The organism is Streptomyces himalayensis subsp. himalayensis, assembly GCF_013778455.1.
In the GTDB taxonomy this organism is placed as follows: Bacteria; Actinomycetota; Actinomycetes; order Streptomycetales; family Streptomycetaceae; genus Streptomyces; species Streptomyces himalayensis.
In genome coordinates this window covers 1-21,699 of record NZ_JACEHE010000011.1, presented here as the reverse complement: position 1 = coordinate 21,699, position 21,699 = coordinate 1, and the positions used below count along the sequence as shown (strand labels likewise).

The window sequence follows — 21,699 nt, the reverse complement described above, 5'->3', positions numbered from 1 at the left end:
GGGACTTTCAAGAGTGGGGAGCATAGATGCAGATCACCGGGAGCTCCGCGATCGTGGTGGGCGGTGCAGGCGGCCTCGGCGAGGCGACCGTGCGCCGGCTGCACGCGGCAGGGGCGAAGGTCGTGGCCGCCGACCTCGCCGACGACAAGGGCAAGGCGCTCGAGCAGGAGCTGGGCATCCGTTACGTACGGACGGACGCCACCAGCGAGGAGAGTGTGCAGGCGGCGATCGCGGAGGCCGAGTCCGCGGGGCCGCTGCGGATCGTGGTGGACGTGCACGGCGGTCCCGCCGGCGGCGGACGTCTGGTCGGCAAGGACGGCAGCCCGCTCGACCTCGACGGCTTCCGCACGACCATCGAGGTCTATCTCACGGGCGTCTTCAACGTGATGCGCCTGGCCGCCGCCGCGATCGCCCGGCAGGAGCCCCTGGACAGCGGCTCCCGCGGCGTCATCGTCAACACCGCGTCCATCGCCGCTTTCGAGGGCCAGATCGGCCAGATCCCCTACGCCGCCGCCAAGGGCGGTGTGGCGAGCATGACGCTGGTCGCCGCGCGAGACCTGTCGCCGCTCGGCATCCGGGTCGTCGCCGTCGCACCGGGCACGTTCCTCACCCCGGCCTACGGGCAGGCGGGCGACAAGCTGGAGGCGTACTGGGGGCCGCAGGTGCCGCATCCTCGGCGCATGGGCCGCCCGTCCGAGTACGCCGAACTCGTCCACCACCTCTGCGAGAACGACTACCTCAACGGAGAGGTCATCCGCCTGGACGGAGCCCTCCGCTTCCCGCCCAAGTAACCACTGGCAGAGGGCCGTTGGGTCGCACAGCCGAGACAGCCGAGACAGAGGCAGGGTCAGGGATGCGATCACAGGGCGCTTCGGCGGCCGGGCGGCCGTACCGCGTCGTCCAGTGGGCCACCGGAAACATCGGCAGCCGGGCGCTGCGGGCCACGATCCAGCATCCGCAGCTGGAGCTGGCCGGGGTGTACGTCCACACCCCGGCCAAAGCGGGCCGCGACGCCGGAGACCTGTGCGGTCTGCCTCCCGTCGGCGTCGCGGCCACCGACGACATCGAGGAGATCCTTGCGCTCGGCGCCGACTGCGTGCTCTACGCACCACGCGAACTGGACGTCGACGTGCTGTGCCGGCTGCTCGCGTCGGGCATCGACGTGGTGACGACACGGACCGACTTCCACCACCGTGACCGCCTCGACCCGGCGCTGCGCGAACCGGTCGAAGCCGCGTGCCGCAAGGGCGCGTCCTCCCTGCACAGCACAGGCAGCAGCCCCGGCTTCATCACGGAAGCCGTACCGCTGGTGCTCAGCTCGATCCAACGACGGCTGGACAGCCTGCTGATAGAGGAGTACGCCGATCTGTCCCGGCGCGACTCTCCGGCGCTCCTTTTCGAGGTGATGGCGTTCGGCAAGCCTCCGGCGGCGTTCGACGCCGGGCGGGTGGAGAACCTGGGAGCCAGTTTCGGCCCGTCGCTGCGACTGGTCGCCGACACCCTCGGCATCCGGCTCGACGGGATCGAGGCAACCGGAGAAGTCGCCCGCGCACGCAGCCGCATCCACATCGCGGCCGGCACCATCGAGCCCGGGACGGTCGCCGCACAACGGATCACCGTGGCGGGCGTGCGCGACGGCCGCCCGGTGCTGCGCTTCCGGGCCAACTGGTACTGCGGCACCGACCTCGACCGCGACTGGGAACTCCGCAGCACCGGCTGGCACGTCACGTGGGAGGGCGACGCACCCCTCGACATCGACATCCGCTTCCCCGTCCCGCTGGACAGGCTGGCGGCCGTGTCCCCGTCGTACACCGCCAACCGCGCCGTCAACGCCGTTCCCTACGTCTGCCAGGCACCCCCGGGCATCAGGACCACGGCGGACCTCCCACAGATCGTGGCCGCATTCGGCTGAAAGCCCCGCCGTGAACTCGCCTTCAGAGAGTGAGCATGGATATCGAACACGCGAAGGACATGGTGGCCGCGACGAGGGCCGTCGCGGTGGTGACCCGGCGATGAAGGCCGAAGACCAGTTCCATCTCGGCATCGTCGCCGAGGACTTCGAGGCGACCATGGCCGTTCTCTCGTCCCTGTTCCGTTACGAGTGGGGCGAGGAGGTCGGCGGACCGATCCCGGTCGCGTTGCCCACCGGTGAAGCCGTCCTGGAGCTCAGGTGCGCCTACTCGGTGACAACACCCCGGCTGGAGATCATCCGGAGCATCCCGGGGACCCTCTGGGAACCCGCGACCGGCACAGGTATCCATCACATCGGCTACTGGTCCGACGACGTGGCCGCGGACTCCGCCGAGCTCGTACGCCACGGTTACGTGACCGAGGCGACGCGGACGGGGCCCGACGGCACCCCGTTCTTCACCTTCCACCGCAGCGCGAACGGGTTTCGGGTCGAGCTGGTGAGCCGGGCTGCGCAGCCGGGGCTGCAGCGGTGCTGGGCCGTCCCGAAAAGCGCCGTCCCGAAAGGCGCTGTCCCGAAACGCGCGGCGTGATGTCCATTCCGTGCGGGCTGCGATCTGACAGGAGGAATCGATGACGACTGTGGGCATCGCGACCGGCGGCGGCCGCGGGATGGGACTCGCGTGCGCGCAACGCCTCACCGGCATGGTGGACACGGTCCTGCTCGTCGACCGGGACGAGGCGACCGTGGCCGCCGCCGCCAAAGACCTGTCGGCCGCAGGCCGCGGAGCCGCCGTCGAGTCCTTCGTCCTCGACATCACCGATGGCGACGGCCTCGACCGGCTTGCCGCCCACGTCCGCGAGTTGGGCACACTCCGGGCCGTAGCCCACGCCGCAGGCATCTCACCCACCATGGCCGACTGGCGCCGGATCTTCACCGTCGACCTCGTCGGGACCGCGATGCTGGCCGAGGCGCTCCGCCCGCTCGCCACCGCCGGGACGGCGATGGTGTGCTTCGCCTCGATGGCGCCGCTGCTCGACCCCACCGACCCGGATCCCGCTGCCCTCGCAGCCCTGGACGACCCTCTCGACGAGCAGTTCCTGGACCGCATCCACGATGCTCTCGGTCCGGCCGTCGAGGACACCGGAGTGGCGTACGCGTGGGCCAAACGCGGCGTCCACCGCTTCGTGCAGCACGAGGCGGTACGGCTCGGGCCGTTGGGCGCGCGCGTCTGCTCGGTCTCCCCCGGTGTCATCGACACACCTCAGGGGCGGCAGGAGGCAGAGAGCCACCCGTTCATGGACGTGCTCGTGCAGCGGACGCCGCTCGGGCGCCAAGGGCGCCCGGAGGAGGTCGCGGCCGTGGTCGCCTTCGCGCTGTCGGACGAAGCCGGTTTCCTCAACGGCGTCGACCTGCTCGTCGACGGCGGCGTGTGCGCGGCACTGCACGGGCCGGCCGGTCGGCAGTAACCACGCGGCGGGATCCATCCGCAGGAGAGCAACGAGGCTCGGCGAGAGGGGACACATGGCTGTGCGACGAAGGGTGACCGGACGTACCGCCGACGGTCAAGGCGATCGTACAACCCGTCGACCGTGCCGCCGCCGGTGCGGACCTTGAGGCGGAGCTGCTTGCCCACTGCCGCGCGGCGCTGGCGACGTACAAGTGCCCGCGGACCGTCGACTTCGTCGACGAACTGCCCCGCGACCCCAACGGCAAGCTCTACAAACGCCTCCTGCGCGAGCACTACGGAGCAGACGGCATCCGGACGACGGAGTGACCGCCGCCGAACACACCATGCGCGCTAATCGGGACGCAGGCTCCGGAGAAACAGCTGCACCGCGCTCCGAGTGTGGCGTTCCTGCTCGGCGGGATCGCGCACGACGCCGAAGGAGGCGTGGCGTGCGGGTACGACCGAGACCATCCCGAGGAAGTGCTCGGCGAGCGTCTCGGGGTCGTCGGCGACGATCGTGCCCGCGGCCGCATGCCGGTTCAGCAGGTCGACCACGAGCTGCCGGCGTGGCCACACCCCGGCGCCGTACACCCGGCGGGCGATCTCGGGAAAGCGCGCCGCATGGGCGACGGCGAGCTGACCGAGCTTGATCATCGACGGGTCGAGCGTCCGGCGCACGGCGGCGTGCGCGATGGCGGTCAACGCCCCTTCGAGGTCGTCGGGCTCCGGTGGGGGCGGTTCCTGCACGGGCCAGTCGGTGCGCTGGATCGCCCATGCGAGCACGGAGCTGAAGACGGCCTCCTTGCCGGGGAAACGGGCGTAGAGGGAGGCCTTGGTGGTGCCGGCGGCCGCGGCGATGGCGTCCATGGTGGTGCCGTCGTAGCCATGCTCCAGGAAGAGCTGGAGGGCGCACTCGCGGACGTTCTCGTCCAGCTGCCTGGCCTGCTCGCGGGTGGGCCGGCCGCCGCGGCGAGGCCGGGTGCCGCCCGGGTGTGGGCGGGATCGGGGCGGCGTCGTCATTTTCCGAAGTCTGCCAGAACCGGTCTCTGGACCGTAACTAGACCTATCAGTATAGTTTTTGGGATCCCCAGGAGAGCTGGAGGCGCAATGTCAAAGACGACGAACCAGCGGGATTCCATCGAGGCGTTGGACGCCCGCTTCCAGCAACGGCGAAAGCAGGTGCCCGTGTTGGACCGGCGGGCCGAGGCAGAGGGCATCAAGACGATCCGGGCACGCGAGGACATCATCCCGCTGCTCTTCCCGCACACGACGTACAAGAGCTATCCCGAGTCGCTCATCGCGAAGGGCCGCTGGGCGCAGCTGAACCGCTGGCTCGACTCCCTGTCGACCTACCGGGTCACCGACGTCGACGTGTCCGGTGTCGAGGACATCGACGGCTGGATCGAGCGGCTCGAGTCGGCCGGGCACCTGGTGTCGAGCTCCAGCGGCACGAGCGGCAAGAGCTCGTTCCTGAACAAGACCCGGCGCGACCGCGAGGCCTCGCAGCAGAACCAGATGGCCTGCCTGGCCGAGGCCGGCATCCCGGCCGAGCGCTCGTGGCACGTCATCCCCGTGGGGCCGGAGACCGGCCTCAGCGCGCACAACGCATCGCGCGAGATGCTCATCGCCGCCTACGCGCGCCCCGACGCGATCCCTGTACCCCGCACGCAGGGCCGCAAGGACCACTACCGCTACACGACGCGCCTTGCCGCCATCCGCAAGGCCATGGCGGACGGGACGGCCGAACCGGACGAGATCGCGGAGGTCGAGGCGGCAGGCGCCCAACGGCAGAGGGAGACCGAGGAACGCCTGCACCACTTCGCGGAGCACATCCTCAAGCGACGCGGCGAGCAGATCTTCTTCAACTCCATGGTCGCGCCGCTGTTCCGGCTGTGCGAGATCCTGAAGGAGTCGGGTGCGTCGGAAGGCGACATCACCGGCGAGAACGCGCTGATGACCGCCGGCGGCCTGAAGGGCAACGCGCTGCCGCCGGACTACCAGACGCAGATCTACCGCATGCTGAACATCACGCCTGCCCGGCACCTGCAGTACTACTCGATGCAGGAACTGAACCTGCGCAACCCCAAGTGCCTCGAGGGGCGTTACCACGTACCCGAGGGGCTCGTCCTGTTCGTGCTCGACAAGGACGGGGAGGCGCCGGCGCCGGAGTCCGACGGCCAGGTCGAGGGCCGCGCCGCGTTCTTCGACCTCACCATCGACGGGCGGTGGGGCGGGACGATCAGCGGAGACAAGATCCTCGTCGATCTCCGCGCCTGCCCCTGCGGCCGGCCGGGGCAGACCATCTTCCCCGAGATCACCCGGTACGCCGACCTGCGCGATGACGACAAGATCACCTGCGCCGGCACGATCGACGCCTACGTCCGCGGCTTCGTCGCGGAATGAGCGGAGGGTTCATGAGCACGGCAACCACGCACGCGCCCGCCGGCACGAAGATCCGGGTGCCGCACTTCGTGCGGGGCCGCCTCGTCTGGGGCGAGGACACCGAGTACCTCTCGCGCGACTTCGGCGTTCCATTCGTCACGCCACGGCTCCAGCTCACCGAACTGTTCGAGCCGCGCACCCGGTTGGGGCCGGCGTTCGACGTGCCGGTGGCGGAGATCATCGACTTCCTGGTCGAGACCGCGAAGCACCTCACGCTCGAGAAGAACGCGTACCTGCAGGAGTCGCTCGAGATGACCCTGCAGGTGAGTGCCCTGCCGCGGCGCATCATCGAGAACACCTTCCACCGGCCGGGGCAGTTCCTGACGCGGGAGGCACTGGAGTACCGCCTCGAGCGCACCTTCGGCGGCACCGATGTCCTCGACGGCTGGGTGGAGCGCACCGACCCCAACGGCCGCGTCAGCCGGGTCCGCGCCTTCCCGCCGCGGCTGGTCCACATGCTCGCCGGAAACTCGCCGAGCGCGGCCATGACGTCGATCGCGGACGCCGCACTGGTCAAGGCGGTCAACGTGTTCAAGATGCCGTCGGCCGACCCGTTCACCACCGTCGCGGTGCTCCGCACCATGGCCGACATCGAGCCCGACCACCCCGTGCTCCGGTCGATGTCCGCCGTCTACTGGCGCGGCGGCGACGCGAAGGTCGAGGGCGTGCTGTACCGCTCCCAGTACTTCGACAAGCTGGTCGCCTGGGGTGGGGGCGACGCCATCGCGAACGCCGCGAAGTACGTCGGGCCGGGCTTCCAGTTGATCTCCTTCGATCCGAAGGTGTCGATGTCGGTCATCGGCCGGGAGGCCTTCGCGTCCGAGCAGACCCTGCGGGAAGCGGCCGAGCTGGCGGCCGCGGATGCCACCGTCTTCAACCAGGACGCGTGCGTCGCCGCCCGCCACATCTGCGTCGAAGGCGACATCGAGCAGGCCGACCGCTTCTGCGCGCTGCTCTGCGAGCGGCTCGGGGTCGACCGGCAGTTCGCGTCGGCGGTAGGGCCGAAGCCCTCGAGCGACATCCGCGAGGCGGTGGACGGCCTGCGCTTCCTGGACCCCGAGTACCGGATCTGGGGCGACTACGACGGCCGGGGCCTGGTGGTGCGCTCGCCGGAGCCGGTCGACTTCCATCCCACGAACAAGACGGTCAATGTCGTGCCGGTCGCCACCATGCTCGACGCCGCCGCCTTCGCCACGGTGGCGACGCAGACGGTCGGGGTCTATCCGTCGCACCGTAAAGCTGAGCTCCGCGACCGCCTCGCCACCGCCGGCGTGCAGCGCGTGGTGAAGCTCGGCAGTGCCCTCACCGGCAGCATGGGCTCGCCGCACGACGGCATGTATCCGCTGCACCGGTTCGTCAACTGGGTGGTCGACGACGATGCGTGAAGCGACGCAGGGAGGCGGTATGCGGCTGCGTGTGCTCGGCAGGTCCGGTCTGCGCGTCAGCGAACTGTGCCTCGGCACGATGACGTTCGGCACCGAATGGGGGTTCGGCGCGGAAGAGGAGACGTGCCGGGAGATCTACGACGCGTTCCGCGAGGCGGGCGGCAACTTCGTCGACACCGCCGACGTCTACACCGAGGGCGCGAGCGAGACGATCACCGGCCGCCTGATCGCAGCGGAACGCGACGCCATCGTGCTCGGCACGAAGTACACGCTGCCGACCGACAAGAACGACCCGAACTCGGGCGGAAGCCACCGCAAGAGTCTGCGCCGCAGCGTCGAGACCAGCCTGCGCCGCCTGGGAACCGACTACGTGGACCTGCTGTGGGTGCACGCGTGGGACCAGTGCACGCCGGTCGATGAGACGCTCCGAGCACTCGACGATCTCGTACGCGCAGGCAAGGTGCTGGCCGTCGGCGTGAGCAACACACCCGCATGGGTGATCGCCCGCTCCGACGCCATCGCCGAGCTGCGCGGCTGGAACTCCTTCTGCGCCCTGCAGCTCGAGTACTCGCTCGCCGCGCGCACCCCCGATCGTGAGCTCCTTCCCATGGCGCGCACGCTCGGCCTCGCGATCTCCGCGTGGAGCCCGCTCGCGCGCGGTCTCCTGGCCCGGGAGCCCGCTGCGGGCGATGCCGAGCGGCTGTCCCCATCCCTGGCTCGGGCGTTGAACATCGCCAAGGAGATCGCCGCGGAACTCGGTACGACGCCCGCGCAGGTCGCCCTCGCATGGGTCCTGCAGCATGGCCTCATGCCGGTGATCGGCGCACGCACCGTGACGCAGATCCGCGACAACCTGACCGCGGTGACCCTCCGGCTGGACGCATCGCAGCTCGAACGCCTCGATGCCGCCACACGCGTCCGTGACGGCTACCCGCACGACTTCCTGCAGAGGCACAGCGCCGCCCTCGCGCCACCTGCGTGACCTGTTCCCTCGCTCCCTGGCCCCGTCAGGAAGCGGTCTTCGGCTTGCCGTCGTTGCCGTCCTCGCCCCGCGTGACGGTGACGGCGAGCAGGGCCATGTCGTCGTCCGCGCCCCCGCTCCCGGTGTGCTGGTGTACGTCGTCGACCACGGCGTTCAACACGGCGTCAGGGCCGGCGAAGCGGCGGCCTGCGAGGCTGGTGACCGGGTCGTAGAAGACTCCGGCACGGTCGCGTGCCTCGGTGACGCCGTCCGTGTACAGCAGCAGTGTGGCGCCTTCGGGGAAGGGGACGGCGTCCACCGCGGCCCGGTCCGGCTCGGCGTCCAGCACCGCCAGGCCGAGTGGAAGCGCCGTCCTGGACGGCTCGGCGGCCCGAACCGTGCCGTCCGGCAGGAGCAGAAGTGGCCCTGGGTGGCCGCGATTGACCAGTCTGACCATGTCGCCGGAGGGCGCGATCTCGGCCAGGAGAGCGGTGATGAAGCCTTCCTGCCGGTCCAGACTAGGCCGCGACTCGACCTCGCGCATCAGAGTGCGCTCCAGTCTCCGCCAGACTCCGTCCAGCGTGGGCTCGTCGTGAGCGGCCTCACGGAACGCCCCGAGGACGAGAGAGACGGCCTCGACCGCGCCCAGGCCCTTCCCCCGTACGTCGCCGATGATGCAGCGCAGCCCCTGTGCTGTCTTCTGGACGGCGTACAGATCGCCGCCGATCTGCGCCTCCTTCAGCGCGGCCTCGTAGCGTACGGCGATCCTGAACGGGCCGATACGGTTCCGGGGGCGCGGCAGTACCGCGTTCTGCACGACCGTGGCGATCCCGCGCGCCGAGCGCAGCCGTACATCACGGTGGTACAGCAGGCGATTGATCACCACGGCCATGACCGCGACGGCCACGATCGACGCCAGTTCCGTCAGCCCGTCCTGATGGTCCAGAAAGCCGAAATGGGCCAGCACGGCCGCGTCGACCGCACATGCGGCGAGGCCGGTCAGCACGGTTCCCCACAGCGACATCAGCGGGGCCGCGATGATGGGCGCGGCTGCGTAGAAGGCGGTCGCGCTGAACTTGGGCGGGGTCACTACGTCCAGCACGCCGCCGCCGATCAGCAGGATGAAGGGGAGCAGCCGGAGGCGGCGCACCATGCCGCGTTCCATGTCGATACGGGGCTCACCGGCACTCCCCACTTCCGTGCTCCCGTCGTCTGGGGCTGTCGCCTCAGACTTGCCGGGACCTCGCACTCCGGCCAGCGGTGCGCACCCCGTGGGTGAACTGATCACGCCGAAGCCGCACTCGGGAGGTGTAGTGCTCGGGCAGAGGAGGCCTAGTGCTGATGCACGTCGCGAGGTCAGTTGGCGTCGATGAAGGCGGTGGCACGGCCGTCGCGGAAGACGACGTTCTCCGGGCACACGTCGTTGTGGCACAGCAACGTCCCTCCCTCCGGATCGGCCAGGTCCCGCGGCCAGTCGGCGGAGGCACGAAGCCGTGGTCCTTCAGCGCGGTGAGGTGGGCGTGGATGGCACGCGCGTTCGGCGGCACCGGCCGCTCCACCAGGGCGCCTCGGCGGAACACCGCGCCTGCGTTCACCATGCAACCGGCCCGCGCTTCGTTGTCTGCTCCGCCTCCCCGTCGGCGCTGAGCAGGTCGAGGGTGAGCGCGGCGGTCCAGGAGAAGTGGAGGGTGCCGCGGCCCTCGCCGCTATAAGGGTCGATGTACTCGGAGAACCGGGAGGACTCTGCGGCGTTCAGGAAGGACGACCGCAGTGAGTCCGCCGGTCCCGCACGCTTGTGCACCCGCAGTGCGCGCTCGATGAGCCAGGCGGTGTTGAACCAGGCGGGCCCGCGCCAGTACCGCGTACGGTCGAAGGCGTGACCGGCCAGGTCGTAGCTGGGCACCAGGTCGGTGGCCCGGGCGTGGAAGTGGGGTCCGGACAGGCTCTGCAGAAGCTGCTCGACGATGTCGGCCGGCAGGCCGGGGACGATGAGCGGGATCAGCCCGGCCACGCTGCGCTCGGGGATCAGTTCGCCGGCGGCCAGGTCCCGCACGAGGAACATGCCGGTCTCCGCGTCCCACAGGCGTGCCACGAGTGTCTCGGTGAGCCGCTCGGCGTGGGCCGCGTGGACGGCGGGGTCGGCACCCACAGCGGCGGCGATGCGGGCGAGGGCCAGTTCACTGACGATGAGGAGGGAGTTGACGGCGGGGTCCTCGACGGCGAAGTGGTGCACGGCGGCGTGGTCGTCGTAACCGTGGTCGCGGTAGTCGAGGGCAAGCCGCACGTAGCGGCCGTAGTCGAGGTCTGTGGGCCGGTCGGCGGCCGAGCCGTGGTCGAGGTCCGCGCGCCGGAAGGTGCCCGGGGCAGCCGGTTCGACGCGTGCGAGCGGGCTGTCCCAGCAGGGGCTGTTGTCCATGCCCGCTTCCCAGGGATGCACCATTGCCGTGAGGCCGGCGCCCGCCAGGTCGCGACAGCGGAGCAGATAGCGGTGCCAGGCGGTGAGCCGGGGGTACACGCGCGCGAGGAAACCGCGGCGTTCGGACTCCATCGGGTCCGCCCGGTGCACGAGCCAGGCGGCCAGGGCGTGGACGGGCGGCTGCACGATGCCCGATGTCTCGGCGACGGCCGGGGCACCGGCTGCCCTTCCGGCGCGCGACGACTGCCAGAAGTCCGGGCTCGGAAAGTACGCGCTCAAAGGGAGGGCGGGGTTGAAGACGATGTGCGGGATCCGGCCGTCGCCCCACTGGGCGGCGAGCAGCGTCTCCAGTTCGCACTGGGCCCGGCGCGCGGACAGGTGCCGCAGCCCGATCGCGATGAAGGCGGAGTCCCAGCTCCACTGGTGCGGGTAGAGGCTGCGCGACGGGACAGTGGAGGTACCCGTCCAGTTGTCGAGCAGGACCCGCGCCGCACCGCGCCACAGTGCCAGGTGGGCGGACCGGGTGGGCGTGGGTGGACCCGCGACTGCCCTCACGCGCCAGACCTCCGCGAGGAGGCAGCGGTGGCGTGGAAGGACCCGGGCTTCTGCCGCTCGGGATGCCGGAGACTACGACCCCGAATTGAGGAGTGGATACGTAACGGCAGGTCGTCGGCGGGCAGTTCGGCATCTGCCTGCTCGGCCGCCTCCGCCCGGCGGGGACCGCTGAACTGCACGACGCGTTCCACGAAGCGCTCCGAAGAGTTGGGGAACCACCGGTTATGACGAGAGTATCCACAACTTTTGTCTTGTCAACAAACAAAAGTGATGTTGTGATGCGGTGTGGTGCGGTTTCAGTGGACGAAAGTCGCAGATGGGGACACGCGCGCGACTCGTCGGCGACGCGGCGATGGTCGTCGACTTCCTCTGCTCCCCCGACCGCGCCGACCACCCGCCTCGCCGCCCTCAACCGCTGGCGGGTTGAACCCTCCTGACACGGAAGGGGCTCATCATCACCGACCTGGAGCGGCGCGCGCGAAACGGGAGCCGCTGACGCGAAACAGCAGACGCTGAAAGTACGATCAACCAATGTCTGACACGACCGAAACCATGCCCGGCTGGCTTTCTCCCGACGAACTCGAACAGGCGCGCGCAAGCATGCCGATCCTTTACGTCGAAGCCGTGCCGGTGCGAGTCGACGGCAGCGGCGAAGTCACCAGCATCGGACTGCTGCTCCGTATCGGGCCCGACGGGACGGTCAGCCGCACCCTGGTCTCCGGGCGTGTGCTGCACCATGAGCGGGTCCGGGACGCCCTGCTGCGCCATCTGGAGAAGGACCTCGGCCCGGTGGCGCTCCCTCAAGTCCCGCCCTCCTTGCAGCCCTTCACCGTTGCCGAGTACTTCCCGATGCAAGGGATCACGCCTTTCCACGACCCCCGCCAGCATGCGGTGTCGCTCGCCTACATCGTCCCGGTGGCCGGCGACTGCCGCCCCCGGCAGGACGCTCTCGACCTGGTCTGGTTCAGCCCGCAGGAAGCCTCGTCGCCGCTGGTCCAGAATGAGATGCCCGGCGGGCACGGAGTCCTCCTCAAGCAGGCCCTCGCACACGTCGGCTGCCTGTCCTGAAGGTGTCGGCGGCACCGCGGCAGACCAGCTGCCGTAGGGCGCGGTCGCGGTTCGGGTATGGGCGGTGGAGCCGCCGTTGGAAAGCTGGACGACGGAGTCGGCTCGGAGCGTGACCGGCTTGGGCTGTCCGGTGGCGCGGTTGACCGGCCTGCGGGCACCCGACACCGCCACGAGCGGCGCCCCGGTCGTGGCGGAAGCCGCGGCCGAGTCGGTGTCCGTCGGGTGGAGTTCGCGCCGCTCGCGTCCACCCGCTGCTGGCGAAAAACCCCGCCGACCGGCCGCGCGACGCCGCCGAGACGGCCCGCCGGCTCCAGGCCGTCGCCGCCTCCGCGTCAACCGCGGCGGAGCGAGCTCCGCCGCACTCCTGACCAACTACCCGAAGCGGGTCTGACGCTGCTGTCCCGTTGGCAGGTCCGACCGTTCCGCATCCTGCCTGCTCAGCAGTTCCGCTGCCTGGTGCTGTGTGTGTGCGGCTGCCCTCTGGGCTTCCGCTACAACGTCTCCGCGTTCGCGTACCAAGTCCTCATAGATCGGCAGGTGTTCGTTTCCGGTGGGGGTGCGTGTCACAGTTCCGGTCCTTCCGCTGTCATGTTTCTTGCCCTCGCCGTGGCTTGGGCTAGGTGCTCGGCGGGCGTCAGCCGTTGCTCGTACCGGGCAGCAGTACGAAGGTGCTGGCCACCTGTTCATGCCAGGCGTGGGTGAGTGCCCGTAATGCCGTCAGGCCCGGTTGAGACGGGCTGCGATCCCATGCCCGATCAGCAAATACATGACAGCGGGGAGACCGTAATTAAGGACAACACGTAGATTCTCTGTGTCCATAGTGAAAATGTCCTGTGCCCACCCGGCCAGCCAGTCCGCCGTTCCGTGCACGAAATCGACGAATGCATTCCCTTGGTTCGCGTCGAGCAGGAAGAGCAGGATCCACAAGCCCAGCCAACCGGCCGCGATGTCGGCGATCGTGCAAACCGCCAGGGCTGCCCTCCGTACAGCGGCCTGGTTACGCACGGAGCGGTCGGGCCCCGGGGGCTGCTCGTACGTCTGGTATCCGGAAACCGGGTCGGTGCTCACAAGAATCCGATCTGATGCGTTGTTCTGTCGACAGGGTCGCCCATGGAGCCGGAGACAGCCTTGGGTGGTGACCCTCTTCCGCCTACTTCTGCGTCATGCAAACGCGACCGCGTTACACCGCCACCCGTAACAGCCCAAATATGGCGCCTATTCGGGCACATACCCAAATATTCACGCGCGAAGGTACATGTGCGGATGGCTTGGAAGAAGCTGTCCCGTATGGCCATCACCTCAGGTTGACGAGGGTTTATGCCATGCCAATGGCCGGAGAGGCTCGGCCGGGCGTAGAGGCCGCATGTCTGCCCTCCGGCGACGCGAAGATGCCCCCTGGGGCCGGGGCCGCAGCGCCTGGCCGGCGCGTCCATCCTCCAGCGTCGCGCACGCGCGCGCCGCCCGGTGCGTGGTTGCCGATCTTCGCCGGCCGCCGTTCGTATGATGGACACATGCACGGCCTGCGCGGGCTCGCGGAGCGCACACCGCCACGGCGGGAACGCTATATCGACCTGCTGCGGGCCCTCGCCATCCTCATCGTGGTACTGGGCCACTGGATGGTCATCGTGGTCACCGGCGGGGCACGCGGCCTGGACGGCTTCAGCGCCCTGGAAGTGCTGCCGTGGGGCCGCCCGATCACCTGGCTTGGCCAGGTGATGCCGGTGTTCTTCATGGTGGGCGGGTTCGCCAACGCCGCCTCGCTGATCTCGCACACCCGTGGAGGCGGCGACGTCGGGGACTGGCTGCTCGACCGCAGCGCGCGGCTCGTACGGCCGACGACCGTGCTGCTGGTGACGCTTGCCGCCGCCGCACTGATCGCCCGGCTGGCGGGCGTCGATCCCGCTCAAGTGGGCCGGGCGGTGTGGCTGGCCTCGATCCCGCTGTGGTTCCTGCTCGTCTACCTCATGGTGGTCTTCCTGACGCCGCTGATGCACCGCCTGCACCGGCGAGCGGGGCTGGTCGTGCCACTCGTACTGGTGGGGCTACTCGCCGCGGGGGATGTCGCGCGGCTGGCGTTCGACGCGCCGACGCTGCAGCTGGGCAACTACCTGTTCGCCTGGTTGGCGGTGCACCAGATCGGCTTCGCCTGGCAGGACGGGACGCTACCGGCCCGGCCCAGGGTGGCCGTGCCGCTGCTGGTGGGCGGTGCCGCGGTGGCGGTGCTGCTCACGGTGGCCGGCCCGTACCCGATCAGCATGGTTGACGTTCCCGGCACGTCGTTCCGCAACCTCTCGCCGCCGACGCTCGCGCTGCTCGCGTTGGCTACGGCTCAGCTCGGGCTGGTGCTGCTGCTGCGCGACACAGCGGAGCGGCGGCTGCAACGGCTCGGGCCGTGGATGGCGGTGATCGCCATGAACTCGGTGATCCTGACCGTGCTGCTGTGGCACATGAGCGCGTTCGTGCTCGTCGCCGCGGTCGTGTACGCCTCCGGCCTGTTCCCGCTGCCCCAACCCCCCGGGGACACGGCAGCGTGGCTGCTGTGGAAGCTGCCGTGGCTGGTCGTGCTCTTCACCGTGCTCGGTGCGTTGGTGGCGGTCTTCGGTCGGTTCGAGAAGCGCGGCATGCGGCGCGGCGCCGTGACCTCGCGCCATTGGTGGACCCCCAGGGCCCTCGGCCGACCCAGGCTGCGCGCCACCGCGACCACCGTCGGCTACGCCGCCTCCGTGCTCGGTCTACTCGGCGTGGCCGTCGCCGGTCCGGCCGACCACGGCCCACTGGGGCTGCCGACCGCAGCCCTGGCCATCTTCCTTGCCGGCGCGGCGCTACTCCGTGCGGCCCGCATGGCAAGCGGCCACCGGGCCGGCTGAAGCGGCCGGTGCGGAGGTGGTGAGTGTGGTGCGGCGCTCCGGATCGCTCACCGGGTCTCGCCGCGGTGGAGATCAAGCAGGCTGGCGTGCGAAAAGTTCCAAGTGCCCACAGGACGGGCAGCGGTAGGCCTCGATCTGCCAGCGCGGGCGGCCCATGCGCTTGGCGCCACCGAATATGCCGCGCTCCAGCGGACCGGCGATCCAGCGCGCGTACCCACGGGAGTGTTCGCCGGCATCCTCGATGAAGCCCGGCTCGAGGCCCAGTGTGGCGCACTGTGCGCATTTCATGGTGTCCATCGGGGGAGTCTAGACGGCTGTCGTGTCAAGAGCCCGGGTGGCTTTTCACACGAGACCGGGAGTTGCCACGAGATGAGTAATTGCCAAGAGGTCCAGACCCACTGCCCCGAACTCGACGCGCTCACCCGGCACGTCCGGTCCTTCGCGACCATGCTCACCGACGGCCAGGGCGAACGGCTCGCGGACTCACGTCAACGGGATCAGGCTCATGTGTTTCCTTTGGTAACGACCTCGACGATGACGACGACGGCCAGGAGGAGTGAGCGCCGCATCCGCCGTCCGGGGCGGGTCGTTGTACTCCGGGAAGCCCGCCGCCGACCGGCGGGGACGGGACACAGAGGTTGCGGCAGCTCCGGCGGCGGGTATCGGATGAGGCTCGGTCTCTCCGTGCCTACATCAAACCGCCTCTCAGAACACGATCGAGCGCTGCCCGGCCTGCGGGTCCCCATGTCGGCTTGCCGCCAGGAAGGCCCCGGTCGCCGTTCTGGCCCATGAGCATGAGGAACAGGCTCTTCATAGCGGCCAGCCCGCGGGCGCGCCGGATCGTCCCCTCGTCTGCCTGCGCGTACACGTTGAAGAACCGCGAGGCGCAGCCCGCGGGAAGGAGCACCCATGCGGCCGCGAGGTCCCACGCCGGATCGCCGGCGAACATGGCACCGAAGTCGACGATGCCCGAGAGCGTTCCGTCCGAGACGACGACGTTCGCGGGATGAAGGTCGCCGTGCACCCAGAGTGGCGGGCCCTCCCACTCGGGCGCCGCGACGGCGTCGTCCCAGACGGCCCGGACATCGTCGGCGAGGTCGTCGGGGACGACGGCGTGGAAGAAGTGGTCGAAGCCGTCCGTGCACTTCTTGGGGTGAGCGCCGAAGTCCGAGCTGATCGGCGCCTCGGCGGGCGCCTCCACGTGGAGCTCCCTGAGGAAGCCCGCCAGTGTGTCGGCCGCGTGCTCGCCGCGGCTGATCGAGCCGTGGTCCAGCGGCTCGCCGGGAACCCACGTCATCACGGTCCAGTGCTTGGGGAAGCGCTCGGACGGTTCGCCGAACCGCACCGGGGTCGGCACCGGGAGCGGCAGGCGCGGGGCCAGCACGGGTAGCCACCGCCGCTCCTTGAGCTGGAGCTCCGGGGTGGGGTCCATGCGCTGCATGCGCACGGCCAACTCGTCCCCGAGGCGCCACATTTGGTTGCCCCAGCCGCCCGGCACCTCGCGGATGGCCAGCCCTGCAAGGTCTGGATGTTGCTCCTGCAGCAGGTCGCGGACCAGGTCTGCGGTGATCTCGATCTCGGTGTCGGTCATGCGAAGCCACACTACTGGGGGCAGGATTCTGGCTTCGCTCGTGATCCGAGATTGGCTAGCTGCCTGAGCCGGCGGCCGACGGCGGTACCTCGACTACGAAGAACAGGAAGTTGGGGTTGGTCGACAGGTCCTGGAAGCCGTCCGGGAACAGTTCGCGGGCGGCCGGTTCGGGCTGCGGCTCGCTGATGACGCAAAGACGGAAGCCGGCGCCGGCGAAGGCATCGGTCATCGCGTGCAACGGCCTGCGCCACAACTCCATCGGGACGGAATGCCCGTTGAGAGTCCAGTCGAAGGTATAGCTGGTGGTGGCGTGGTAGTCGGGTCGGGGATCCCGGTGCGCGTAGGCCGTGAAAGGGTGGCTCACCGACGCGATCAGTCGGCCGCCGGGCCGGAGCACCCGCCGAAACTCGGCCAGCGTCGGCCCCCAGTCTTCCAGGTAGTGCAGCACCAGCGACGCGGCCACGTCATCGAACGTCCCGTCGTCGAATGGCAGAGGGTCGCGTAGGTCGACCACGTGGAGGGTTACATCGTCGCCGAGCCGCCGCCTCGCCAGCGCCAGCATCCCGGCGCTGGCATCGATGCCGGTGACGACGGCACCGCGGTCGCGTAGTGCAGAGGACAAGGGGCCTGAGCCGCAGCCGGCGTCCAGGATCCGACGGCCAGTCATGTCTCCGGCCAGGGCCAACATTGCGGGCCGCTCGTAGTACGCGTTTACGAGGCTGTTCTCGTTCTCCGCTGAGTACGTTGCGGCGAAGCTGTCGTAGTCGTTCGCCTGGTCCCGATCTGCAGACTGCATCGTCGCAGCCTAGTAGTCACATGATCCGCCGGACAGGCCCCCACATCCCAACAGCCACTGAACCTTCGCTGCGCGAGATCACCCCGTCATCCTCGTCACGGAGTAACGCGGTCTTCAAGAAATCGCCAAGCTCCTCGGCGTCTCCCCGGGCACCCTCTACAACCACATCCCCGACCTCCGCGAACTGCGCGCCGGCACGGTCCCTCATCAGCTCAAAGTCACGGAGCGGTGACCACGTGCCTATCCGACCCGAGAACCGCCACCGGCACCCCGCCGACTGGCCAGAGATCTCCGCTACGACCGTGACCACCACGCCCGCACCCGGGCCCAGGCCCAGGCCCCTCGTACCGCGCTCGAAACCAGCGGGCAGCTGACCTTCGAGCTGTAGGCGAACGCAGCAAGATCAAGTGCTTAGCGTTACTGGCTGTTCTATTGGCCCCCGAGGCCGGAGAGCGCCACCGTCACCGGGGCGAATCGCACCTCTGGCCGACGGGCGGGCGCGTCCTTACGCATCCTCGGCACGCCGACGTAGCACGCCGACCCGGCAGCCGACTTGATACGCCGACAGCAGCGCCCCGGCCCGGCGGGCCCCCTGTCAGGACGTCGCGCGGACGAAGCGGAGGGATGCGGTGACGGTGGTGTGGCCGCGCATCATGCCCATCTGGTTCCAGCCCATGCCGAACTGCTCCCGATCCACGGCGGACTCCACCGTAAGCGTGACCGCGCCGACGCTCGCCTCGCTCAGGTGCGCGGTGAAGGACTGCGGACGGCTGATGCCCCGCACGGTCAGCTGGCCGGCGACCTGGACCGTCTTGTCGTCCCCGGGGGTCGCGCTGCGTACGGCGAAGGTGATCTCGGGGTGCCGGTCGGCGTCGAAGAAGTCGGCGGACCGCAGGTGCGTGTCGCGCTTGGCGTTCTTGGTGTCCAGGGAGGCGGCGTTCAGGGTGATCGAACCGCTGGCGGACCCGTCGGGGCCGACCTCACCCCCGCCCGTGAGACCGGTGAAGGTGCCCTTCACGGTGACCATGCCCCACATCGTCTTGTGCCGGATGCCGACGGTGGAACGGGCGGGGTCGAGTTGCCAGATGCCGGTTTCGACTGCCACAGACATGAAGCCCTCCTGAGGGGATGCGTGGGGAGAGTGGTGTGGAGGCGGGAGTGCGCCGCACTCTAGTAGTCCAAATTTGGAGGACTGCAGGCTAGCTGATACTCCAAATTTGGACAACAGGTAGACTGGGACACCATGGCCGACTCCTCCGCCCCCGCCGACCTGCCCGGACGTGACGCGACAGGCGAGTCCGCCCTGTTGCCCCCCGAACTGCGCGCCTGGATGGGACTGTTGGCCGCAGCCGGCGCGATCGAGCAGCAGCTGCGCGCCCGCGTGAAGGAGACAGTCGGCGTCTCCCACGACGAGTTCCTGGTGCTGTGCCTCCTGGCCGACGGGCCCGCCACCGGCCTGCGCATGACGCAGATCGCCGAGCGCCTAGGCCGCCCCAAGACCCGGCTCACCTATCAGGTCGCCTGCCTCCAGCACGCCGGACTGATCACCCGCAGCACCGCGTGCGGCGACCGGCGCGGCATCCAGGTGACGCTCACCGACAAGGCACGGCAGCTTCTCCGAGAAGCCTCCGACACACTGGCCGAAGCCGTCACCCGAGCCATCAAGGGCCTCGAGGCCCAGCACGACTGCGCGATGATGCACACCCTGCTGCTGAAGTCCGCGGACGCCGAGGACAACACGTAGGTCCCCTACGGGGCCCAAACCTGGACCCCGACCCTCTTCATCAAGACTCTCCGGACCCTGACCCGCCCATCACGGCCGGTCCAACTCGATGGCAACCGGTCCAAGTTCCGTGTCGGAGGACACGCGTAAACAAGCGTTGCAGCGGCACATGCCCTGCGGCCGATCCCCGCGCCCTCGCGTGGACCGCCCCGCGCGTCGCCCGCTGGCAGCGCACCGGCGAAAAGCCGTCCCCCGTCATGGTGTGGAGCCTGCAACAGACCGCTCAGTTCCTGGACTTCATCGTCGACGACCGCCACTTCCCCGCCTGGCACCTGGTGCTCTGCCACGGTCTGCGGCGCGGCGAGCCGGCCACGCTCACCTGGGACGAGGTGGACCTGGACGAAGAGGTCATCCACATCAGCGAGCAGCTGGTGGCGATCTCCTACGAAGTTCACGAGGACGAACCGAAGGCCGACAGCGTCCGCGACATCAAGCTCAACCGCGACTCGGTGGTGTTCCTCAAGGCGTGGCGCGAGAAGCAGGCCGCCGAGCGCGAGGAGTGGGCGGCAGGGAACGCCCGCAAGAAGTCCGGCAACCGGGTCTTCACCAAGGAGGACGGCTCGGTGTACCGCCCGCAGTTCTTCTCCGGCCGCTGGGACCGGCTCGTGGAGCTGTCCGGGCTGCCGCCGATCCGGCTCCACGACGGCCGCCACGAGGCGGCGAGTCTGGTGCTGGCCGCCAGCGTGGCACCCAAGGCTGTGCAGGCGATGCTCGGGCACTCGTACATGCGGATGACGACCGACACGTACCAGACGGTGCTGCCCGAGATGCACGCCGCGACCGCCTCGGCCTCCCTCTACCTGATGGCTGCGTACCGGGCGCAGCAGAAGAAGGCCTCGAAGAAGAAGGCCAAGAAGAAGGGCGAAGAGGCGGCCTGAGCCAGGGCTGCGGCCCGAGGAGGCGCCATACCGCCGACGGACCGGCCCGCCGACAATGGGCCGACGCTGTCAACGGAAGTGGGGACTCGTGTCGCGACCGCACCTGCGCAACGGCCCATACGGCTACGGGCTCGTCACCAAGACCCTGCACTGGTTGCTCGTCGCCGCCTTCACCGCGCAGTTCGCCGTCGGGTATCTGCTGGACGGCGAGGAGAGCGGGCACGGTCGCGGGAGAGGACGGGGCCGGGGCGGCGAGTCCGGACACGGACGGGGGCAGGGCCGGGGCGGCGGGTACGACGTGTTCGGCGACGACAGCCTGCTCACCCTGCACGTCGCCCTCGGCGCGACCATCCTCACCCTCGGGCTCGTCCGGCTGCTCTGGCGTCTCACCACCCCACTGCCGCCGTGGGCGCCAACCCTGACGGCCGTCGAGCGGCGCCTCGCCACCTGGACCGAGCGGGCCCTGCACTTCCTCACCTTCGCCGTCCCCCTCAGCGGCCTCTGGCTGATCGCCGCCGACGACGACGCGCTGCCCTGGCACATAGCCGGGCATGCGGCGTTCTTCGCCGCCCTGACGCTCCACGTGGGGCTGGTCCTCAAGCATCAGCTCCTGGACCGCGACCACCTCCTGCTGCGCATGCTCTGGGGCCGCACCACACCATAGGAGACAAGCCGCCAACCCGCACTGGACGGCGGATCACATCGCCGTTGCGCCCGGTAACCGAACGGCTGGGGAGCAGGGCTTCGCGCATTCGGGCCCACCTCTCCCGCACGCGGGCCCCATATTGGCCCCGGCCCTTTCACTGAGCCGCCTTCGGGATTCGAATCCGAGACCTACGCATTACGAGCTCGTCAGAGCGTTCCCCTGGCCTTCCCTGACCGTCCCCACTTTCCTCGTTCTAGCAGGTCAGCATGGGTGCACCCCTCCGGGGCTCCGTGATCGTTCATCTGGCTTCCCTCTCCTTCCGGCCCCAGGGGGCCCCAGGAAGGTCAGCCGACGGACCGTCGGGGCCCCAGCCGGACGGGCCGCCGGGTCAGCGGCCGGGCGGGAAATGCTCTCCAGCGCATGACCCTTGCGACTTGCTGCGCTCGTAGTCGGCTTCGGGGCTTGGTGCCGGGGTCGGGCCTGAAGTCCGCGTGCCACTGGTTGATCGATGGCCCGTTCTCCGTCCGGAGGCGGCGTGGGCGTGCGACGGGGTGCATCGTGACGGGGAGCAGGACCGTGCAGCATGAAGTCATGGAGAACGAAGTGCCGTTGGCCGGCGGACGCATTACACCCGGCGTGGTCAGGCTCGGTAACACCGTCCGACGGCCGGTCACCGCGTCGTCCCCGTTCGTCGCGGAGCTGCTCGGTCACCTTCAGCAGCAGGGCTTCACGGGCGCCCCGCGTCACCTCGGTTCCGACGCGGCTGGCCGTGATGTCCTGAGCTATCTGCCTGGCTGGGTACCCGCACGCTTCCAGCGCTGGACCGACCCCCAGGTCGTCGCCGCCGGGGCCTTGCTCCGTGCCTTGCATGACGCCACCCGCGGCAGCCGCCTCGCCGGTCGGCATCCCGTGGTCTGCCATCACGACCCTGGGCCAAACAACACCGTCTTCT

General features: G+C 69.6%; 24 protein-coding genes. 14 read left to right on the top strand and 10 right to left on the bottom strand.

Annotation, left to right across the window (positions count from 1 at the left end):
• Positions 1–26: 26 nt before the first annotated feature.
• From H1D24_RS18825 to H1D24_RS18805, 5 genes are all read left to right on the top strand, one after another.
• Positions 27–791, top strand: coding sequence for an SDR family NAD(P)-dependent oxidoreductase (locus tag H1D24_RS18825; protein ID WP_181658782.1), 765 nt, complete (start codon positions 27–29; stop codon positions 789–791).
• Positions 792–853: 62 nt separating this feature from the next.
• Entirely contained in the window at positions 854–1,912 is a 1,059-nt protein-coding gene (locus H1D24_RS18820; RefSeq protein WP_181658781.1) for an NAD(P)H-dependent amine dehydrogenase family protein, read from the top strand.
• A gap of 100 nt (positions 1,913–2,012) precedes the next feature.
• Positions 2,013–2,501 carry a VOC family protein gene (locus H1D24_RS18815; protein ID WP_181658780.1) on the top strand — a complete coding sequence of 163 codons (489 nt, stop codon included), beginning with the start codon at positions 2,013–2,015 and terminating at the stop codon, positions 2,499–2,501.
• 40 nt (positions 2,502–2,541) lie between these two features.
• Positions 2,542–3,378, top strand: a complete 837-nt coding sequence (locus H1D24_RS18810; protein ID WP_181658779.1) for an SDR family oxidoreductase — start codon at positions 2,542–2,544, stop codon at positions 3,376–3,378.
• A gap of 104 nt (positions 3,379–3,482) precedes the next feature.
• Positions 3,483–3,686, top strand: coding sequence for an AMP-binding enzyme (locus tag H1D24_RS18805; RefSeq protein WP_181658966.1), 204 nt, complete (start codon positions 3,483–3,485; stop codon positions 3,684–3,686).
• A gap of 24 nt (positions 3,687–3,710) precedes the next feature.
• Here H1D24_RS18805 and H1D24_RS18800 read toward each other — a convergent pair whose 3' ends face one another.
• Positions 3,711–4,379, bottom strand: coding sequence for a TetR/AcrR family transcriptional regulator (locus tag H1D24_RS18800; RefSeq protein ID WP_181658778.1), 669 nt, complete (start codon positions 4,377–4,379; stop codon positions 3,711–3,713).
• Positions 4,380–4,466: 87 nt separating this feature from the next.
• On the opposite strand from H1D24_RS18800, the gene H1D24_RS18795 reads away from it, so the two are divergent.
• Genes H1D24_RS18795 through H1D24_RS18785 form a run of 3 tightly spaced genes read left to right on the top strand, consistent with a single transcriptional unit; the run spans position 4,467 to position 8,168 of the window.
• Positions 4,467–5,762: a hypothetical protein gene (locus H1D24_RS18795; RefSeq protein ID WP_181658777.1), complete on the top strand. Its 1,296-nt coding sequence runs from the start codon at positions 4,467–4,469 to the stop codon at positions 5,760–5,762.
• Between the two features lie 11 nt (positions 5,763–5,773).
• Complete coding sequence (locus H1D24_RS18790) at positions 5,774–7,186, top strand: acyl-CoA reductase (protein ID WP_181658776.1); 1,413 nt, start codon at positions 5,774–5,776, stop codon at positions 7,184–7,186.
• A gap of 19 nt (positions 7,187–7,205) precedes the next feature.
• Positions 7,206–8,168, top strand: coding sequence for an aldo/keto reductase (locus H1D24_RS18785; RefSeq protein ID WP_181658775.1), 963 nt, complete (start codon positions 7,206–7,208; stop codon positions 8,166–8,168).
• Positions 8,169–8,193: 25 nt separating this feature from the next.
• Here H1D24_RS18785 and H1D24_RS18780 read toward each other — a convergent pair whose 3' ends face one another.
• The 3 genes from H1D24_RS18780 to H1D24_RS18770 all read right to left on the bottom strand — a co-directional run bounded on the left by H1D24_RS18780 (position 8,194) and on the right by H1D24_RS18770 (position 11,118).
• A complete protein-coding gene (locus H1D24_RS18780; protein ID WP_309484376.1) occupies positions 8,194–9,342 on the bottom strand; it encodes a PP2C family protein-serine/threonine phosphatase in 1,149 nt (382 codons plus the stop codon).
• A gap of 161 nt (positions 9,343–9,503) precedes the next feature.
• Entirely contained in the window at positions 9,504–9,749 is a 246-nt protein-coding gene (locus H1D24_RS18775; protein ID WP_181658774.1) for a phosphotransferase, read from the bottom strand.
• Positions 9,739–11,118, bottom strand: a complete 1,380-nt coding sequence (locus H1D24_RS18770; RefSeq protein ID WP_181658773.1) for an MGH1-like glycoside hydrolase domain-containing protein — start codon at positions 11,116–11,118, stop codon at positions 9,739–9,741. Before H1D24_RS18770 ends, H1D24_RS18775 begins: the two co-directional genes overlap by 11 nt.
• A gap of 531 nt (positions 11,119–11,649) precedes the next feature.
• Here H1D24_RS18770 and H1D24_RS18765 point away from each other — a divergent pair.
• Positions 11,650–12,186 carry an NUDIX hydrolase family protein gene (locus H1D24_RS18765; RefSeq protein WP_181658772.1) on the top strand — a complete coding sequence of 179 codons (537 nt, stop codon included), beginning with the start codon at positions 11,650–11,652 and terminating at the stop codon, positions 12,184–12,186.
• 717 nt (positions 12,187–12,903) lie between these two features.
• Here the strand turns inward: H1D24_RS18765 and H1D24_RS18760 are convergent.
• Positions 12,904–13,254 carry a hypothetical protein gene (locus tag H1D24_RS18760; RefSeq protein WP_374064260.1) on the bottom strand — a complete coding sequence of 117 codons (351 nt, stop codon included), beginning with the start codon at positions 13,252–13,254 and terminating at the stop codon, positions 12,904–12,906.
• Positions 13,255–13,697: 443 nt separating this feature from the next.
• Between H1D24_RS18760 and H1D24_RS18755 the strand changes: the two genes are divergently transcribed.
• Positions 13,698–15,053: an acyltransferase family protein gene (locus tag H1D24_RS18755; RefSeq protein WP_181658771.1), complete on the top strand. Its 1,356-nt coding sequence runs from the start codon at positions 13,698–13,700 to the stop codon at positions 15,051–15,053.
• 72 nt (positions 15,054–15,125) lie between these two features.
• Here the strand turns inward: H1D24_RS18755 and H1D24_RS18750 are convergent, their stop codons facing one another.
• The 5 genes from H1D24_RS18750 to H1D24_RS18730 form a co-directional block, all read right to left on the bottom strand.
• Positions 15,126–15,350, bottom strand: coding sequence for a hypothetical protein (locus H1D24_RS18750; protein ID WP_181658770.1), 225 nt, complete (start codon positions 15,348–15,350; stop codon positions 15,126–15,128).
• 391 nt (positions 15,351–15,741) lie between these two features.
• Positions 15,742–16,644 (bottom strand): aminoglycoside phosphotransferase family protein, encoded by a 903-nt coding sequence (locus H1D24_RS18745; RefSeq protein ID WP_181658769.1) that lies wholly within the window; start codon positions 16,642–16,644, stop codon positions 15,742–15,744.
• Between the two features lie 55 nt (positions 16,645–16,699).
• Positions 16,700–17,440 carry a class I SAM-dependent methyltransferase gene (locus tag H1D24_RS18740; RefSeq protein ID WP_181658768.1) on the bottom strand — a complete coding sequence of 247 codons (741 nt, stop codon included), beginning with the start codon at positions 17,438–17,440 and terminating at the stop codon, positions 16,700–16,702.
• Between the two features lie 16 nt (positions 17,441–17,456).
• Positions 17,457–17,753 (bottom strand): hypothetical protein, encoded by a 297-nt coding sequence (locus H1D24_RS44080; RefSeq protein WP_374064259.1) that lies wholly within the window; start codon positions 17,751–17,753, stop codon positions 17,457–17,459.
• Between the two features lie 282 nt (positions 17,754–18,035).
• Positions 18,036–18,551, bottom strand: a complete 516-nt coding sequence (locus H1D24_RS18730; RefSeq protein WP_181658767.1) for a YceI family protein — start codon at positions 18,549–18,551, stop codon at positions 18,036–18,038.
• Between the two features lie 132 nt (positions 18,552–18,683).
• Between H1D24_RS18730 and H1D24_RS18725 the strand changes: the two genes are divergently transcribed.
• The 4 genes from H1D24_RS18725 to H1D24_RS18710 all read left to right on the top strand — a co-directional run.
• Positions 18,684–19,184, top strand: coding sequence for a MarR family winged helix-turn-helix transcriptional regulator (locus H1D24_RS18725; RefSeq protein WP_181658766.1), 501 nt, complete (start codon positions 18,684–18,686; stop codon positions 19,182–19,184).
• Between the two features lie 236 nt (positions 19,185–19,420).
• Positions 19,421–20,101: a site-specific integrase gene (locus H1D24_RS18720; protein ID WP_181658765.1), complete on the top strand. Its 681-nt coding sequence runs from the start codon at positions 19,421–19,423 to the stop codon at positions 20,099–20,101.
• Between the two features lie 88 nt (positions 20,102–20,189).
• Positions 20,190–20,765: a cytochrome b gene (locus tag H1D24_RS18715; protein WP_181658764.1), complete on the top strand. Its 576-nt coding sequence runs from the start codon at positions 20,190–20,192 to the stop codon at positions 20,763–20,765.
• Positions 20,766–21,338: 573 nt separating this feature from the next.
• The coding region (locus H1D24_RS18710; RefSeq protein WP_508477989.1) for a protein kinase family protein at positions 21,339–21,699 on the top strand (361 nt) is incomplete at its 3' end.

What these genes read in the sequence shown, in the direction of transcription:
- H1D24_RS18790 (WP_181658776.1), top strand. Translation starts at nt 5,774, where the DNA reads ATGAGCACGGCAACCACGCACGCGCCCGCCGGCACGAAGATCCGGGTG.
- H1D24_RS18720 (WP_181658765.1), top strand. Translation starts at nt 19,421, where the DNA reads ATGGTGTGGAGCCTGCAACAGACCGCTCAGTTCCTGGACTTCATCGTC.
- H1D24_RS18730 (WP_181658767.1), bottom strand. Translation starts at nt 18,551, where the DNA reads ATGTCTGTGGCAGTCGAAACCGGCATCTGGCAACTCGACCCCGCCCGT.
- H1D24_RS18795 (WP_181658777.1), top strand. Translation starts at nt 4,467, where the DNA reads ATGTCAAAGACGACGAACCAGCGGGATTCCATCGAGGCGTTGGACGCC.
- H1D24_RS18725 (WP_181658766.1), top strand. Translation starts at nt 18,684, where the DNA reads ATGGCCGACTCCTCCGCCCCCGCCGACCTGCCCGGACGTGACGCGACA.
- H1D24_RS18740 (WP_181658768.1), bottom strand. Translation starts at nt 17,440, where the DNA reads ATGCAGTCTGCAGATCGGGACCAGGCGAACGACTACGACAGCTTCGCC.
- H1D24_RS18800 (WP_181658778.1), bottom strand. Translation starts at nt 4,379, where the DNA reads ATGACGACGCCGCCCCGATCCCGCCCACACCCGGGCGGCACCCGGCCT.
- H1D24_RS18745 (WP_181658769.1), bottom strand. Translation starts at nt 16,644, where the DNA reads ATGACCGACACCGAGATCGAGATCACCGCAGACCTGGTCCGCGACCTG.
- H1D24_RS18815 (WP_181658780.1), top strand. Translation starts at nt 2,013, where the DNA reads ATGAAGGCCGAAGACCAGTTCCATCTCGGCATCGTCGCCGAGGACTTC.
- H1D24_RS18825 (WP_181658782.1), top strand. Translation starts at nt 27, where the DNA reads ATGCAGATCACCGGGAGCTCCGCGATCGTGGTGGGCGGTGCAGGCGGC.
- H1D24_RS18750 (WP_181658770.1), bottom strand. Translation starts at nt 15,350, where the DNA reads ATGGACACCATGAAATGCGCACAGTGCGCCACACTGGGCCTCGAGCCG.
- H1D24_RS18810 (WP_181658779.1), top strand. Translation starts at nt 2,542, where the DNA reads ATGACGACTGTGGGCATCGCGACCGGCGGCGGCCGCGGGATGGGACTC.
- H1D24_RS18755 (WP_181658771.1), top strand. Translation starts at nt 13,698, where the DNA reads ATGCACGGCCTGCGCGGGCTCGCGGAGCGCACACCGCCACGGCGGGAA.
- H1D24_RS18820 (WP_181658781.1), top strand. Translation starts at nt 854, where the DNA reads ATGCGATCACAGGGCGCTTCGGCGGCCGGGCGGCCGTACCGCGTCGTC.
- H1D24_RS18765 (WP_181658772.1), top strand. Translation starts at nt 11,650, where the DNA reads ATGTCTGACACGACCGAAACCATGCCCGGCTGGCTTTCTCCCGACGAA.
- H1D24_RS18785 (WP_181658775.1), top strand. Translation starts at nt 7,206, where the DNA reads ATGCGGCTGCGTGTGCTCGGCAGGTCCGGTCTGCGCGTCAGCGAACTG.